11 protein-coding genes and 3 pseudogenes are annotated in these 15,141 nt (G+C 56.3%); 4 read left to right on the plus strand and 10 right to left on the minus strand.

The genetic code is table 11. The features are described from left to right. The first annotated feature begins 335 nt into the window (after window positions 1-335). Window positions 336-2,990, plus strand: a complete 2,655-nt coding sequence (locus KGA83_RS01570) for a TrlF family AAA-like ATPase (protein WP_223527842.1) — start codon at window positions 336-338, stop codon at window positions 2,988-2,990. Between the two features lie 93 nt (window positions 2,991-3,083). Here the strand turns inward: KGA83_RS01570 and KGA83_RS01575 are convergent, their stop codons facing one another. From KGA83_RS01575 to KGA83_RS01605, 7 genes are all read right to left on the minus strand, one after another. Continuing rightward, the gene (locus KGA83_RS01575) at window positions 3,084-3,833 is read right to left on the minus strand and encodes a peptidase (protein ID WP_223527844.1); all 750 of its coding nucleotides are present in this window, start codon (window positions 3,831-3,833) and stop codon (window positions 3,084-3,086) included. An 82-nt stretch (window positions 3,834-3,915) separates the two neighbouring features. Beyond that, on the minus strand, window positions 3,916-4,713 hold the full coding sequence (locus tag KGA83_RS01580; protein WP_115948005.1) for a transglutaminase domain-containing protein: 798 nt from the start codon (window positions 4,711-4,713) through the stop codon (window positions 3,916-3,918). Continuing rightward, the gene (locus KGA83_RS01585) at window positions 4,710-5,660 is read right to left on the minus strand and encodes an alpha-E domain-containing protein (RefSeq protein WP_115948004.1); all 951 of its coding nucleotides are present in this window, start codon (window positions 5,658-5,660) and stop codon (window positions 4,710-4,712) included. Before KGA83_RS01585 ends, KGA83_RS01580 begins: the two co-directional genes overlap by 4 nt. 3 nt (window positions 5,661-5,663) lie before the next feature. Beyond that, window positions 5,664-7,073, minus strand: coding sequence for a circularly permuted type 2 ATP-grasp protein (locus KGA83_RS01590; RefSeq protein ID WP_223527846.1), 1,410 nt, complete (start codon window positions 7,071-7,073; stop codon window positions 5,664-5,666). Between the two features lie 711 nt (window positions 7,074-7,784). After that, window positions 7,785-8,012 carry a hypothetical protein gene (locus tag KGA83_RS01595; RefSeq protein ID WP_223527849.1) on the minus strand — a complete coding sequence of 76 codons (228 nt, stop codon included), beginning with the start codon at window positions 8,010-8,012 and terminating at the stop codon, window positions 7,785-7,787. Between the two features lie 10 nt (window positions 8,013-8,022). Beyond that, window positions 8,023-9,321: an MFS transporter gene (locus KGA83_RS01600; RefSeq protein WP_223527852.1), complete on the minus strand. Its 1,299-nt coding sequence runs from the start codon at window positions 9,319-9,321 to the stop codon at window positions 8,023-8,025. 125 nt (window positions 9,322-9,446) lie between these two features. Then, entirely contained in the window at window positions 9,447-10,352 is a 906-nt protein-coding gene (locus tag KGA83_RS01605) for a LysR family transcriptional regulator (RefSeq protein WP_223527855.1), read from the minus strand. Between the two features lie 110 nt (window positions 10,353-10,462). On the opposite strand from KGA83_RS01605, the pseudogene KGA83_RS01615 reads away from it, so the two are divergent. Further along, window positions 10,463-11,702: pseudogene (locus tag KGA83_RS01615) on the plus strand (SGNH/GDSL hydrolase family protein). A 369-nt stretch (window positions 11,703-12,071) separates the two neighbouring features. Continuing rightward, complete coding sequence (locus KGA83_RS01620; protein ID WP_223527864.1) at window positions 12,072-12,680, plus strand: trimeric intracellular cation channel family protein; 609 nt, start codon at window positions 12,072-12,074, stop codon at window positions 12,678-12,680. A 119-nt stretch (window positions 12,681-12,799) separates the two neighbouring features. Here the strand turns inward: KGA83_RS01620 and KGA83_RS01625 are convergent, their stop codons facing one another. The 3 genes and pseudogenes from KGA83_RS01625 to murI all read right to left on the minus strand — a co-directional run bounded on the left by KGA83_RS01625 (window position 12,800) and on the right by murI (window position 14,265). Then, window positions 12,800-13,153 (minus strand): NIPSNAP family protein, encoded by a 354-nt coding sequence (locus tag KGA83_RS01625; RefSeq protein ID WP_223527867.1) that lies wholly within the window; start codon window positions 13,151-13,153, stop codon window positions 12,800-12,802. Between the two features lie 57 nt (window positions 13,154-13,210). Continuing rightward, a pseudogene (locus KGA83_RS01630) lies at window positions 13,211-13,396 on the minus strand (transposase domain-containing protein); the annotation flags it as partial. 26 nt (window positions 13,397-13,422) lie between these two features. Continuing rightward, window positions 13,423-14,265 carry a glutamate racemase gene (murI, locus tag KGA83_RS01635; protein WP_223527870.1) on the minus strand — a complete coding sequence of 281 codons (843 nt, stop codon included), beginning with the start codon at window positions 14,263-14,265 and terminating at the stop codon, window positions 13,423-13,425. 726 nt (window positions 14,266-14,991) lie between these two features. On the opposite strand from murI, the pseudogene KGA83_RS01640 reads away from it, so the two are divergent. Further along, window positions 14,992-15,135: pseudogene (locus KGA83_RS01640) on the plus strand (LysE family translocator); the annotation flags it as partial. Between the last annotated feature and the right edge of the window lie 6 nt (window positions 15,136-15,141).

A 15,141-nucleotide genomic window follows, 5' to 3' on the forward strand; every position in this document is an offset into this window, starting at 1 on the left:
TTTCTCCGGTTATCCGGATAATTACCACCCTACAGTATCAAGTAGTCTTAGTAGCTGGCCGTTAGCACAACTGCTGTTGGGCTTAACGAGTCCTTACACAATACTTTTGACCAGATAATAGCAATATGCCATATGAAGGCAGCGAATTCTAGCTGGTGCCAGCCATGCAGTCTGAACGCTTCAGATAGCCCGGAGCGTACTCATCACAGCTCAACGGACAAGCGCTCCTCCGCTAGTGCAATGTGCAGCGGCGGCATTGGTGTACAGTCAGCGACAGTGATAATGCCTCTCGGGGCCAGTGCCCACTCACCATGCTCCCTAATGAAGGAACCATCATGGACGATCTCTTCACCTACGCCCGGTTCTGGCGCTGCGCCCTGCAGGTCAACCCGTTTTCATACCATGGTGCATACCGAGGTGCCGATCACCAACTGGACGAAGCCGCCTACAACCAAGCACTGCTTCAGAAATGCTTGGAACTAGATATCAGGGTAGTTGGGGTCGCCGACCATGGAAGCGTCGCGGCGGTAGAGGCTTTGCGCCAGGCCCTGACCCCTCACGGGATCGTGGTGTTTCCGGGCTTTGAGATTGCGGCGAGTGACAAGACCCATTTCGTCTGCCTGTTCCCCGAAGACACCTCGGTGCAGTCCCTTGAGCGTTACCTGGGGAACCTTGAGCTGCTGGATCCTCAAGAGCGCATTCTTCCCTCTCAGTTGAGCTCCATCAAGCTGATCGACAAGATCGAGCAACTGGGTGGATTTATCTATGCCGCCCACTGCACGCACGACAGCGGGCTGCTGAAAAATCGCCTGAGCCACGTCTGGAAGCACCCTACGCTCAGGGCAGCCCAGATACCCTACTCCGTCGAGAATCTGGCAGGCGAAGAGAGTGACTTCTACCGTCGCGCGCTTCTGGGCAGGGATGAAGCGTATCGGCGAGAAAAACCCATCGCGGTCATCAATGCAAAAGATGTCGCGAAGCCTGAAGACCTTGAGAAGCCCAACGCAACGTGCCTGATCAAGATGACCCGGCCGACCTTTGCGGCTTTCAAGGTGGCATTCCTCGATCCCGAGTCACGCATACGACTGAACTCGACTGAGGCCAAAAGCCCCATTGGCCGACTGATCAGCATGAGAGTGGCCGGGGGTTACCTTGACGGAGTGCATATCAATTTTTCCGACCACTTGAACACCGTCATTGGTGGCCGGGGTACAGGCAAGTCGACGCTGCTCGAATGTGTACGGTTTGCGCTCGACTGCAAGCCAAAAGGAAAACAGGCGCAAAAGCTGCACACCGAGATCATCAAGGAGAATATTGGCCTTGAAGGTGGACGGGTAGAGCTGACCCTGGTTTCGTCTTCACAAAACGGCCGGCGGTATACCATCAGCCGCCGCTTTGGCGAGCCGCCAGTGGTTCGAGACGAAAACGGCGCAGTCTCAACCATGACGCCGGGCGACGTGATGCCCGGGATTGATATCTATGGTCAAAACGAGATCTATGAGCTCGCCCAAGACGAATCCAGCCGCATACAGCTGCTCGAACGGTTTCTTCCCGAGGAGGGTGATTACAACCACAAGCGAACTGACGCTCAACGCCGGCTGAAAGCAAACCAGCAAAGCATTTCTGAATCACTCGGAGCCATCGATGATTTGGCGACACAGGTCAATCGCCTACCCAATCTGGAAGAGCATTTGCGCGGTTTCGACGATCTGGGCGTAAAGGAAAAGCTGGCCAAGACCTCCCTGCTTGCACGAGAGCGTGAGATAGCCAGGAGCTCCAAAGAAGCGATCCGCAAGGTCGAAACCGCAGTACCTACCTTCGGCGACCACTTTTCAGACCTCTCATTTATCAGTGATGAAGTTCTTGAGGGTGTGCCCGACATCGATGCTCTGGTCGCCATACGCGGTACTTTGGAAAAACTCACAACGGACTGTGCCGTCCACCTCCAGGCGATGCAGACGCTCGTGGACGCAGCATTACAGACTTTCAATGCCCAGCATGACGCTTGGGAGCAGCAGGTCAAACATCATGACGCCGAGCTTGAGAGAGAGCTTCGTGGCCTCCCCGACGCGGCCGGCAAAACAGGTCAAGCGATCGGTGCGGAGTACCAGCGCGTGCAGGAAGAGATCGAGCGTATCAAGCCACTGAACGCGAAGCTCCCTACCCACCAGGCGCAGCTTAAGGAACTCGAACAGGAGCGCCGCAATGTCCTGGCTGAGCTATCTGATCTGCGCGGCGAGCGCATTGGCGCCTTGGTTAAAGCTGCAAAGAAAATGAGCAAGCGGCTCCAAGGCAAGCTCAAGATCGAGATCATCCCTGAAGCGGACAGATCCCCTATCTTCCAATTTCTCATGGCCTGCAAGCTCGACAACGTTGGCGAAAAACGCCTGGGGTGGATTGAGACAGTCGCAGCCATAACGCCCATGGCTTTGGTGACTTCCATCAAGCAGGGCCCCGCTGTCATCTGCCTCGACTGGGGCACACCGCAGATGGTGGCCGATGCACTTGCCAAACTACAGCCCTCTCAAATAATGGAGCTTGAAGCACTGGAGCTGGCCCACAGAGTCGATATTTCTTTGAACGTCGCTCATGGTGGTGCCGAGCCGGTTTTCAGGCCATTGAGCAAGCTGTCGACAGGACAGCAATGCACGGCGATCCTTCACATGCTGTTGCTCGACAACCCCGACCCGCTGCTCATGGATCAACCTGAAGACAACCTGGACAACGCGTTTATCGCCGAAAGGATCGTGGCCGAACTGAGGGATGCGAAGACTTACAGACAGTTCCTGTTCGCCACGCACAACGCAAACATCCCGGTTTTCGGTGACGCCGAATGGATTGGGGTTTTCACGGCGGAGGAAAGTCGAGGATCGCTGAACTTGGAAGCTCAAGGCTCGATTGATGTGCCGGCGATAAGAGATCAAGTGGCGAAGATCCTGGAGGGTGGCCGGGCAGCCTTCATTCAGCGCAAAGAGAAATACGAGTTCTAGGTAGTTCTCACTCCAAGGTCTTTCAAGTAAGCCGAATCAGCGGCAGACAAACCGCCCGGGAATCCGGGCGGCGCCTGAAAAAAAGGTGACACGTCAGTTTTTGTTGGCGGCCCCCGACATGTAGGTGTCAGGCGGCTCCGGTAGTGCGGCAAGCATGTCGTGCAGTCCGGCAGCCCACTGCATTCGGACACGAATGAAGTACGGGTCATCGGCCGTGATGCGATAACTTTTGGCACCGCTAAAACTGTCTTTCCTGTACACCAGCAGATCCAGCGGCATGCCTACCGACAGGTTGCTGTGCATGGTCGAGTCGAACGAGATCAGCCCACAACGCAGGCCCTCCTCGAGTGACGCTCGATGTGTCAGATTGCGATCGAGGATCGGCCGGCCATATTTGCTTTCACCCAATTGCAGGAAAGGTGTGTCCTCGGTCGCCTGAATGAAGTTGCCTTGCGGGTAAATGCTGTACACGTCCATCGGCTCGTGCGCGATCTGCCCGCCGACCAGAAATGAGCAGCTCAAGTCGGTCTTGCCTGCCAACTTGGTGCGATCCCGGGCGACGACTTCGCGAACGGTTTCGGCCACCAGTACCGTGGCGTCATAGAGCGAGCGGACATTCAACAGGTGCGGGCCCTGCCCCATGGAGCGCTGCTTGAGCAGGTTGACCACCGATTGCGAAGTGGCCAGGTTGCCCGCGACTTGCAACACAATCAGGCGTTCGCCCGGCGTGCTGAAAATAAACAACTTACGGAACGTTGAAATCTGATCAATGCCTGCATTGGTTCGTGAGTCGGAGATGAACACCAGCCCGTCGGCCAAGTGCATAGCGACGCAATAAGTCATTCGTGTTAACTCATGAATTTGAGATGAGAGGCCATACCGTCTCCACGACGGTATAGCCAGTTTGCTGCGACTGATTCGGGGGTTATTGGTGCTGAACCTGAAACAGGGACGTTACCTGTACCCGAGCCAGCATCGACTCAGCCCCGCCGCCACGACGCATACCGCGTACCGGACAAGCGTCCAGATAGTCCAGACCCACCGCCAGTTTCAAATGGCGTTCAGGCCGGGCCAACCGATTCGTCACGTCGAAGCTGTACCAGCCATCGTCGAACCACGCTTCGGCCCAAGCATGACTGGCCAAGTGATTTTCATCTTCAGTACACAGGTAGCCAGAGACATAACGTGCGGGAATTCCCAGGCTGCGGGCGCAGGCCAGGAAAGCATGGGTGTGGTCCTGGCACACCCCTCCTCCGCCCGCAAACGCCTCGGCTGCGGTGGTATCCACCGTGGTCGCGCCCGGGTTGTAGACCATGTGGTCGGCCAGGCCATTCATCAAGTCGATCAGCGCCGCCCGGTCACGCCGCGCGCCGCAGTGTTGCAAGGCAAAGGCGTTAAGGGCGTCATCGGCCTTGGTCAGATGGCTGGTGCGCAAGAACGGCAGCGGCGACTGAGTGTCGTGCTCCACGTCCATCGTCTGATCGATTTCAACCTGACCATAGGCAGTCAGTACCAGGGTGCCGTGGGGTTCGTCCATCGTCAACACATGCAAGACGTTGCCGTAAGGATCGAACTGGCTGCGCACCAGGCGCGGCAGCTCCAGGTGCCACTCCAGAATGTGCTGGCGCTCGGTGTTCTTGGGCGTCAAACGCAGGAACTGGATGCTGGCGCAGACTTCGTCGGCGTAGCTGTAAGTGGTGTCGTGGCGTATGGACAGTTTCATACGACCTCCAGATAGGATTCGTGAACGGTCTGACCGAGATGGCGAACCTGGGAGATGAAATCAGTCAGCCACAGGTGCAGACCGAAGCCGAGAATCTCGTCGATCCCGGTGTAACGCAGCCGCGCATTCAGTTCTGCGGCCAGGCGTTGGGCCGGACGACCGTTGTTGCCTGGCAGGCTGGCGAGGATCTGGTCCAGTTCCTCGATGCAGGCGTGCAGCGAGCGTGGCACATCGCCGCGCAACAGCAGCATTTCGGAAACCTGCTCGGCGCCGGGCGCATTGCGGTAGATCTCGTTGAACGCCTCGAACGACGACAGCGCCCGCAACAACGCGCTCCACTGGTAGTAGCCGCGAGCCGAGTTATCACTCACCTCCTCCGACTCTTCGCCGAACATTTCGTAGCGTGCATCCAGCAGACGCAGGGTGTTGTCGGCCCGTTCGAGGAAGGTGCCCAGGCGAATGAAGCAGTAGGCATCGTTGCGCATGATCGTGCCTGAGGTCGCCCCGCGAAACAGGTGCGAGCGCTCCTTGACCCACTCGCAGAAATGGCTGATGCCGTATCGACCCAGACCATTGCTGGCGATATTGCGCATTTCCAGCCAGGTGGCGTTGATGTTCTCCCACATATCGGCAGTGATACGTCCGCGCACGGCGTGAGCATTGGACCGAGCCGCCTGCAGGCAGCAATAGATACTGTCGGGGTTGGTTTCATCCAGCGCGAAGAAGTGCAGCATGCGCTCGGTGTTGAGTTCGCCGTAGCGTTCGTTGTAGTCGTCCAGCGTGCCGGCGGCCAATAGCGACATCGCCAGCTCGGCGCGGCCATCGGTGCGCCCGGCCTGGGGCATCAGCGACAGCGAGTAACTGACTTCGAGCATGCGCGCCAGGTTTTCGGCGCGCTCCAGGTAACGGGACATCCAGTAGAGGTCCGAAGCGGTTCTTGAAAGCATGTCTTAGTCCTCCACTACCCAAGTGTCTTTGGTGCCGCCGCCCTGAGACGAGTTCACCACCAGCGAGCCTTCGCGCAATGCCACGCGGGTCAGGCCACCGGGCACCAGACGGGTTTCACTGCCCGACAACACAAACGGGCGCAGGTCAATGTGGCGTGGAGCGATGCCGTTTTCGACAAAGGTTGGGCACGTCGACAGGCACAGGGTTGGTTGGGCTATGTAGGCTTCAGGGCGCGCCTTGAGACGCCGGCGGAAGTCCTCGATTTCCGCCGCCGTGGCGGCCGGGCCGACGAGCATCCCGTAGCCGCCGGAACCTTGGGTTTCCTTGACCACCAGTTCGGGCAGATGAGCCAGCACATGGGACAGCTCTTCGGGTTTGCGGCATTGCCAGGTTGGCACGTTCTTGAGGATCGGTTCCTCGCTGAGGTAGAAGCGGATCATGTCGTCGACATAGGGATAGATCGATTTGTCGTCGGCCACACCGGTGCCGACGGCGTTCGCCAGCACCACATTGCCCGAGCGGTAAGCGGCAATCAGGCCTGGCACACCGAGCATGGAGTCCGGGTTGAAGGACAGCGGATCGAGGAACGCATCGTCGAGACGGCGATAGATCACATCCACCTGTTTCGGGCCAGCGGTGGTGCGCATGTAGACATGATCGTCACGGACAAACAGATCGGCGCCTTCCACCAGCTCCACACCCATTTCACGGGCCAGGAACGCGTGTTCGAAGTAAGCACTGTTGAAGCGACCCGGGGTCAGCACCACGGCAGTGGGGTTGTCCAGGGGGCTGGAGCTCTTGAGGGTGTCCAGCAGCAGGTTGGGGTAGTGATCGATGGGCGCCACACGCTGGGCGGCGAAGAGTTCGGGGAACAAGCGCATCATCATCTTGCGGTCTTCGAGCATGTAGCTGACGCCGCTGGGGGTGCGCAGATTGTCTTCCAGCACGTAGTAACTGCCATCACCGTCGCGGACCAGATCGACCCCGGAGATATGGGCATAAATGCCGCGGTGCAGATTCAGGCCCTGCATGGCGACCTGATAACCCTCGTTGGCCAACACCTGTTCGGCCGGAATAATGCCCTCCTTGAGAATGCGTTGCCCGTGGTAGATGTCGGCCAGGAACATGTTCAATGCCTGGACCCGTTGAATGCAGCCACGCTCGACCGTCTGCCATTCGCAGGCTGTGATGCTGCGTGGAATGATGTCGAACGGAATCAACCGCTCTGTGCCCTGCTCGTCCCCGTATAAGGTGAAGGTGATGCCGGCTCGGTGGAACAACAGGTCGGCTTCGCGACGACGTTGATCCAGCAACTCCAGAGGTGTGTCCGCCAACCAACGCGCGAACTCCTGGTAATGTGGGCGGCAGCCACCACTCGCATCATACATTTCGTTAAAAAAAGCTTGGGACATACCCTACTCCTTGCCACGATACAGACGGCATTTTCTTATAACTTCGCTATTTCAATAAAATTAGGCCTTACGTTGTTTAGTGAGTACTGTTTCTGTTGAGCACCTCAGTGTGCGTCGTTAACTTCCTGTTTCATGCGAAAATAAATTCCTCATGATTTCGGCAATCTATTGACGCGTTCCGACGCCAGAGATTTTGCCTTTCTGATTTGATTTCTGGCGCCCAATTTATAACGTTCCCCATTATCTTTTTCGTAGAAAACCACACTTTCGGTGATTTGAAAGTACTTTTGCAAAGGCTGTGCCTAAGTAGTGTTACAGGTGGCAAAAAGGCAAGAAACCCTTCAATAAAGATACCTTGGCGACATTTTGTGTCACTTTTGAGCCGAAAATCGTAAAGCTTACTGAAGCGTTTTTTCCACTTGTAACTTGCACAACTCTGAAGCGTACGAAAACGGTGCAATTAGCAACTCAAGTGAGTTTTGTGCCCTATAAGCGGGAAATTTCTACTCACTGTTTTTATTGCCCTTGTAATACAAAGCCTCCCTCGCAGCACGATGATTAATGGCGACGCACTACTAATGATCACAAAAATGCACCAAGAGCTGACGTCTGGAGCGAAAACGCCAAGTCATGATGCAAAAAAGGAATGCAAGAGAGACGGCCAACCCCTGAGGTATTGCCGTCCGTGTAGAGGAGTAGACTTACTGCGGATTATTTGAGGAATTTCCGGGTCAGGGTCACCAACGGCATAGTCGGGGTCATCATTACAGCCTTGGGACGACGCAACAGATACCAGCCGCCGACCAATAAAATCGCTACAACCGGTAACGCAGCCACGGTCAATGTTCCGTTTGGATAATCAAATGCCATCATTACCAATACGCCCACCAGGAACAGCAAAGTCAGCCACGAAGTTACCGGCGCTCCCGGCATCTTCAACGCAACTGTTTCATCGGGCCACCTCGCTGCCATCCGCCAAGGATGACGACGAAGAGCCGTCTTCCCTGTTCGCCTGTATGACTTCGTTATCCTTGGGGGCTAGCAGCACAATTGCCCCCACGATCACTTCGAAAATCCCGGCACCGACAATAACCAGGCCGGTTTCAAAGCGGGCATACAGCGCAGCACCGCAGGCACCGGCAATCAGAATCGACGCGCCCAGCGCCGCAAAACGCAGCCGTGCCAGCCCGGCGATTTCGCTTTGTCTGAACCGGGTTTGAATCAGCAGAATGAAGGAGATGTCGATCAGTGGCCCGCCGAGTGCCGCAAGACTTGCGCCGACCATCATCCCCGTCAGGACGTGTTCCGGTGGCAGGTACAGCACCGCCGCACCGATGATCGCGATGCCCAGGCCGTTAACCACGGAACCGAAGGTAAACCCGTGATACAAGCGACGGATCTGCAGGTTGCCCACAACAAAAATGGAGATCAGGTTCCCTGCCCCGTAAGCCCCCATGATCAGGCCATAGGCAGCAAAACCCTGTACGCCGAATCCCTGGATATCGTATTTGACGACTGCCAGCGCCATGCCGATCGATATACCCACACTCCAGGCAACATTGCCCAGTCCCGCACACACATACACCGCCTGCATCTGGCTGCGTCCCGCAAGACTTCTCCAACCGGCGGTAAATCCGGCACGCCGGCTTGTTGCCTTGACAGGTTGGCGCGGCAACGCCTTGCCCAACTTCATGACCGCCCACGCGGAGATCAGGAAGGTGATGCTGTTCAGGGTAAACAGATGCTCGATTGGAATCAGCAGCGTAATCGCCGCTGCCAGCATTGGCCCGATCACCCGGGCGACCCGGATGATCGCATCAAACAGCGCGTTGACCGATTGCAGCTGGTCCGGCGCCGCGGCAATCCGTGGAAGACTGGCGCGCAGCGCCGGCTCGAACAACGAGTTGACGATCATCATGAGCATGAGCGGCACCGCCAGCATCCACAGACTCATGATGCCGAGCCCCCAAGCAAGCACCGGAATCAAGGCAAGCCCGGCCCGCGCCAGGTCGGCGCCGATCATCGTGCGACGGTGGTCCCAGCGCTCAGCCCATATTCCTCCCAGCAAAGCACCTGTCAACGCGGCAGCACCGCGTAAAGCACTGAGCCAGCTTGCATCGGTTCCGGCGATCTGCACCGCCATCCAGGCGATGGCAATCGCGAAGAGTTCGTCACCGATCGAAGAGAGCGCCAACCCTCCCCACAGCAAGGCTACGGGCCGCTGAAGCAACGGCCTGAACAATTTCATATCATCAGCTCCGCACAGTCACTCAACAGGTCTGAAAAAAGCCTGTCGTCTCGTTACTCGTTGGTTGGAAACGATATGCCTCTCGCCCTGTGACCCAACCGGTTTGCGTCAATAGAGGTTTTTAGCTAGGGCATAAACCCAGGTAACTGCCCCACCCGCTCGGCCAGATATTGCATCAGTAATCGCGTACGCAGTGCGCGGTAGCGGCGCTCGGGATAAATCAGAAAAGCGTCGTTTGGCGGGCCATTCCACTCGGGCAGAACACGTACCAACTGCCCGCTTTCAAGCAGGTCGCTGACAAGCCAGGCCGGGGTGATGCAGAGCCCGGCGCCCTGCAGAAGACCGTCGCGAATGGCCAATGAGCTGTTGGTTCGATAGCGCCCCTGAATCGTGACGCTTACCTGCTCACCCAGAGGGCCATTGAGTTGCAGACGATCGCCTGCGGTCAACCAAGCAAACCGCAGGAAATTGTGCTCGCTCAGGTCTGCCGGGCTTTTCAAGGGGGAATGCTGGCGCAGGTATTCAGGGGCTGCCACCAGATACCGCGGTGAGGTCGCTATGCGTCGGGCGACGGCGTTCGGTGGCAAGCTGCCTCCCAGGCGCAGGGCCAGGTCGACATTTTCCTCAGTGAGGTCGACGAAACGATCATTGAGGATCAGCTCCACTTCAATGGCCGGGTACTGCTCCATGAACGACAACAGCAACGCATTCAGACGCAACACTCCCAGACTGACTGGAACGTTGATGCGCAGAAAACCCTCGGGGCGTTCGGTCAGACCGCGCACCTCTGCAACAGCTTTGCTGTACTCCTCCAGCACGCCTTTGGCACGTTCGTAGAAACGCTTTCCCGGTTCGGTAGGTGTCAGCCCGGTCGTGCCCCGAATCAGCAGGCGGGCTCCCAATTGCTTTTCCAGAGCGGCGATCAGCTTGCTGACCGTGGGCTGGGTGCTGCCCGACTCACGGGCGGCAGATGACAGACTTCCTAGCTCGACGGCGCGGACGAAACACTGCATCGCCTTAAGATTGTCCATGGGTATTCGATTCAGGAATGGGCTGCATGGGGTTTCCCCTTCTACCACACTCATTTTGAATAGATCAATCTGGCCTTCCTGAACCATTTACCGACCAAGGAGAAACCTGGATGACCGCCCTTCCCTCGAGAATATCTCTCGCATTGACTGCCCTGCTTGCCGCAAGCCCTGTCATGGCAACGGAAAACTGGGTCACCACCTGGATGGCCAGCCCTCAACCCACCTGGGGCAATGAGTTGCCGCTGCCCACGCGAATTCCTCAAGCACTGGCCGATAGCACGATCCACCAGACAGTGCGTATCAGCAGCGGCGGTAGCCGTATACGCGTGGTGGTCTCTAACGAATATGGCCGGCAACCGCTGGTCATCGGTGCCGCGCGTGTCGCCTTCATAGAGGGTATCGATCACATTCGCGCGGGCTCCGGGCACAGCCTGACGTTCAGCGTTCAGCGATCAGGAGCAGGTCAGCATCGCCGCGGGCGAAACGCGGATCAGTGACCCGATAGACCTGGCAGTGCCAGCACTCAGTGAGCTTGCGATCTCTTTTTATCTGCCGCAGCACACGCCGTTGACGACCTTCCACTGGGATGGCAAACAAACGGCATTCATCACACCCGGAAAACAGGTCAACGCTCAGCGGCTGGAAGGCCGCGAGCAGGTGGAGGCGCGGCTGTTTCTCAGTGACATTCTGGTGGATGCACCGCCCGACACCCGTGCACTCGTGGTGCTCGGCGACTCCATTACCGACGGCAATGGCTCGACCCTGGACAGCAATCGACGCTGGACGGACTTCCTCGCCCAGCGCTTGATTACACAGAAGCTCGCCATACTCAACGCCGGCATCTCCGGGGCTCGTCTACTCGAGGATGGCATGGGGGTCAGCGCGCTGGCACGTTTCGAGCGTGATGTGCTGGGCAAACCCGGGGTAAAAACGGTGGTTCTGATGCTCGGCATCAATGACATCAGTTGGCCGGGCAGTTCCTTCGAACCAGACAGGCTCGTACCGCTCAAGGAAAAACTGATTGCTGGCTATCGTCAACTGATCGATCAAGCGCGCCGGAACAACATTCGCATCATTGGAACAACGCTGATGCCCGTCGAAGGCGCCCTGGAGGGAACGATCGTGAAGAATTATCACAGCCCGGAAAAAGAACAATTGCGCCAGGCGATCAACCACTGGATACGAACCAGTCACGCCTTCGACGCAGTGATCGACTTCGATATCCTGACCCGCGATCCTGAACACCCCACTCGCTTACTGCCACTTATTGATTCGGGAGACCACCTGCACCCCGGTGATGTTGGCAACAAGGCGATGGCGGAGAGTGCCGATCTGAAAATGTTTTTCTAACACCGTTATCCCGGGACGCAGGATTTCTCAGGCAACCATGAGGGCTGCCCTTCCGACAGACCTAAGTCAAGCCGGACGTGGCCCGAATGGGCGATTATCCCTCTTAACGTCAGGGGCTACCGCTCATGACGCTCATGACGCTCATGACGCTCATGACGACTTTTATGCGAGCACTCCCCTCTCCTCCACCTCAATGCAGTCTCCGATGTGGGAAGGGCACAAACCCACTAGACTTCCGGTGGGTGAAGCACCCTCTACATTTACAACCCGCATTGCCAGGCCAACGACGATGCCTTGCAGACGGCGCGCGCCTGCATTCCCCACATCGCCATCGTTCACCTGATGGGTACCCTGAGAACGGAGTAATGGATGCTTTATTTTCAGCAAATGTTGGGCACCGCCGTGTTTGCCATTACCGGATTGTTGGCTATCCAAAAGGTAGGTGTCGATCTGTTCGGGGCCGTAGTGCTGGGCATCATCACTGCTATTGGTGGTGGCACCATTCGAGACCTACTGCTCGATCAACCGATTTTCTGGGTTGCAGACTTCAACTACATCTGGGTCGCGTTGGTTACCTCACTACTGGCATTTTTTCTCACCAATAGATTGCACAAACGCTATCAGCTATTGCTGTATCTCGATGGTTTTGCGGCCGCACTGTTCGGATTAGTCGCTACTGAGAAAGTGATGGCATTACAACTTGGTGCACCTTTGGCAGTGATGATGGGCGTGCTGACCAGTATCGGGGGCGGCATAGCGCGTGATGTGCTAGCCGGCAGGGCCTCGTTGTTGATGTCACGTGAGATCTACGCCACGCCAGTCCTGCTGGGGTGCACCTTGTATGTCTTGCTGCGCGATACATTTCCGTCAATCCGGATCGCTGGTTGGATCGCTTTGATATTCACCTCAGGATTCAGGTTTCTCGCTATCTACAAGGAGCTCCAAATGCCAGCGATTTTCTCCACCAGGCAGAGGTAAGCTTGACGCTGATATTCGTTAACTGCGACGAACGGAGTTTCTACGGTAACCGTCCGGCCAACACATCTTCCTGATCCCCCCGCATTTAAGGCTACGGGGTCTGCCTTTGTCGATGTCAGCTACGCGGATCGAGCTTCGGCTCTAGAAGCTCTGATGGCATCAATTACGTCTTGAGCGAGCGCCATAACTGTCGTTGTACTGATTTCAATCCGACTGATAATGTCTTCTCTCGGGCCCTGCTTCCAGGCAGCGCTTGCGTAAAAAACATCTTGAGATACTTGGCGATGGCTCTCGCTTTCATAGGCGCGAATCAGGTGATAGCTGTCACAATCATGTAATGAGCTGCCATAAGAAACGACATCCATGCCAGCTTCCAGGTGAAGCGGAACACTTACATCCTGCATTATTCGATGAAAATCCAATCCCGATCCTGGCTTTAAGGTGTACATCAGGATTTCAATAATTCGAGTCATTCCAAGTCTTCCCTGTGGCGTTTCAACGTGAGCATCCGTACATCCCGGCTTACGTTATCAGGCGGGAGTCCAGTTATGCGGCAGCAGCTGCGTAATCTCACTCGCCGGTTGAGTCGGCAGGCGAGTGAGAACGTCCTTCAGATAAGCATACGGATCATGCCCATTGAGCCGTGCAGACTGGATCAAACTCATGATCGCAGCCGTACGTTTTCCGCTGCATAGCGAGCTCGCGAAAATCCAGTTCTAGCGTCAAGTGCCCATCGCAGGATTCAAGGCAACGCATTGAACTGCATGCTGGTGTCACCCAAAAACCGCCACGCGAGCTTTGTTATATGTTCCGGATTGGTCGATGTACAAAATGTGGCGCCTGGCTCGTGACCACATGCAAATTCTGGATGACGTGCTAGGTAACCAGCAAGACTGCTTGCCGTCACTTTTGGTTGAGAGAAAATCTCGACATCGTTTGGGATGGCCTCTGCAAACAGATCTTCGATCAACGGATAATGGGTGCAGCCGAGCAATACACCGTCTAAGCGTTCCTCGCCCAATCGCCGCATTAACAGTTTCACGTAACGTCGGACGGCGCGCCTGAGATCCTGCACCGGGGCATTTGCCTCAATGAGCCGAACGAGACTAGGGCAGGCTTGCTGCACGAGATTAACATTCGGCGCTCGCTTCGCGGTCTCCTCGACAAATACTCGACTTTCCACGGTATAGCGTGTTGCAAAGACGGCCACGGTCTTCTTTCCGTGGTTTTGCAAGCCACTATCGGATTCGGCTGACCAAGGAACACCAGTCATCGCCTCCACCATTGGGACGATAACGCCAATCACTCGTTTGTCCGGGTAGCGAGTTGGAAGCCATGTTTGCTGAAGACGGCGGAGGCCGGTTGCAGCTGCCGTGTTACAGGCGACGATGATCAGCGAGCACCCCAACTCAAAGAGTCGCTCCAACGAAGATACTGTGAGCTCATAGATCGTGTCGGCGTCTCGATTGCCATAAGGCGCGTTGCCGTGGTCGCCGTAATAGACGAAACGCTGATCAGGAAAGGTATCCCGAAGCGCTCTGAAGACCGTCAGTCCACCACTACCAGAATCAAATATCCCGATCATTTGTCCTCGCTCCCTCGATTCGATATTTTATCTTCCACATGGGTGGCAAACAGTGCATGTCTCCTCGTTCATTCCTAGAATGGGTCACGACTTTCATCGATTTGCGCGCAGTTGTCGAACTGCAGGTTCGGCCGTTCGGTGCCCCACTGATGAACGATCAAAGCGTCCTTCCAACACACCTTGAGTGGCTAAGCGAGCGCCCATTTGTGCGGCAGCAACTCGGTAATCTCACTCGCCCGCTGCATCGGCAGGCGTTCGGAGCGAATCACACTCGGACTGGATTGGTGAGCGCTACGTCTCGAGTAGGGCCATTCCAAGCGATGGGTAACAATAGGAATACAACGATAAGGAATGCTACCTGGGACAGGTAGAACGGCTCCAGCCACTGCTCCTTCAATGCGACGTAGAACGTGTTATGAATTACGTCGACCAATATAATCGTTGCCGTAAGCACGATTCCGGCTCTTGGCTTGATGAAAAGTAGCAGAGCTGCAAGCGGGTCAAAAAACGTAAGCGCCCCCCAGAAAATACGGCTAGCCAAGTAAGCGCTAGACCCGTATCCATAGTCCCAGAGCAGTCCATGCGAAATATCTGCACGGATGTGATTAGCGGTTGCGATGAAAAGGCAGCATGCGAACAAAATTCTGACGGCGAATGACAATCTTGGCATAGCGTTATCTACATTCGTAATCTACGCCATGCATGATAGCGGGATCGACCAACGGTTTGCTGTGGTCGTCAATGTTGATTGGCGCCACTCAACCACTGGCTGGCATTTTGCGGCGTGAAAATGTGATCAAGTGGATGGATTGCACCACCGGTATGGTCTTTGTTCTGTTTGCCACTCGGCTGGCTTTCAGCAAGCGTTGAGAGCGG

Source organism: Pseudomonas sp. GL-R-19 (assembly GCF_019956375.1).
In the GTDB taxonomy this organism is placed as follows: Bacteria; Pseudomonadota; Gammaproteobacteria; order Pseudomonadales; family Pseudomonadaceae; genus Aquipseudomonas.

Excerpts from the sequence above, each read along its gene's own strand:
- KGA83_RS01570 (WP_223527842.1), top strand. The coding sequence starts at position 336 with ATGGACGATCTCTTCACCTACGCCCGGTTCTGGCGCTGCGCCCTGCAG.
- KGA83_RS01575 (WP_223527844.1), bottom strand. The coding sequence starts at position 3,833 with ATGACTTATTGCGTCGCTATGCACTTGGCCGACGGGCTGGTGTTCATC.
- KGA83_RS01580 (WP_115948005.1), bottom strand. The coding sequence starts at position 4,713 with ATGAAACTGTCCATACGCCACGACACCACTTACAGCTACGCCGACGAA.
- KGA83_RS01585 (WP_115948004.1), bottom strand. The coding sequence starts at position 5,660 with ATGCTTTCAAGAACCGCTTCGGACCTCTACTGGATGTCCCGTTACCTG.
- KGA83_RS01590 (WP_223527846.1), bottom strand. The coding sequence starts at position 7,073 with ATGTCCCAAGCTTTTTTTAACGAAATGTATGATGCGAGTGGTGGCTGC.
- KGA83_RS01600 (WP_223527852.1), bottom strand. The coding sequence starts at position 9,321 with ATGAAATTGTTCAGGCCGTTGCTTCAGCGGCCCGTAGCCTTGCTGTGG.
- KGA83_RS01605 (WP_223527855.1), bottom strand. The coding sequence starts at position 10,352 with ATGGACAATCTTAAGGCGATGCAGTGTTTCGTCCGCGCCGTCGAGCTA.
- KGA83_RS01620 (WP_223527864.1), top strand. The coding sequence starts at position 12,072 with ATGCTTTATTTTCAGCAAATGTTGGGCACCGCCGTGTTTGCCATTACC.
- KGA83_RS01625 (WP_223527867.1), bottom strand. The coding sequence starts at position 13,153 with ATGACTCGAATTATTGAAATCCTGATGTACACCTTAAAGCCAGGATCG.
- murI (WP_223527870.1), bottom strand. The coding sequence starts at position 14,265 with ATGATCGGGATATTTGATTCTGGTAGTGGTGGACTGACGGTCTTCAGA.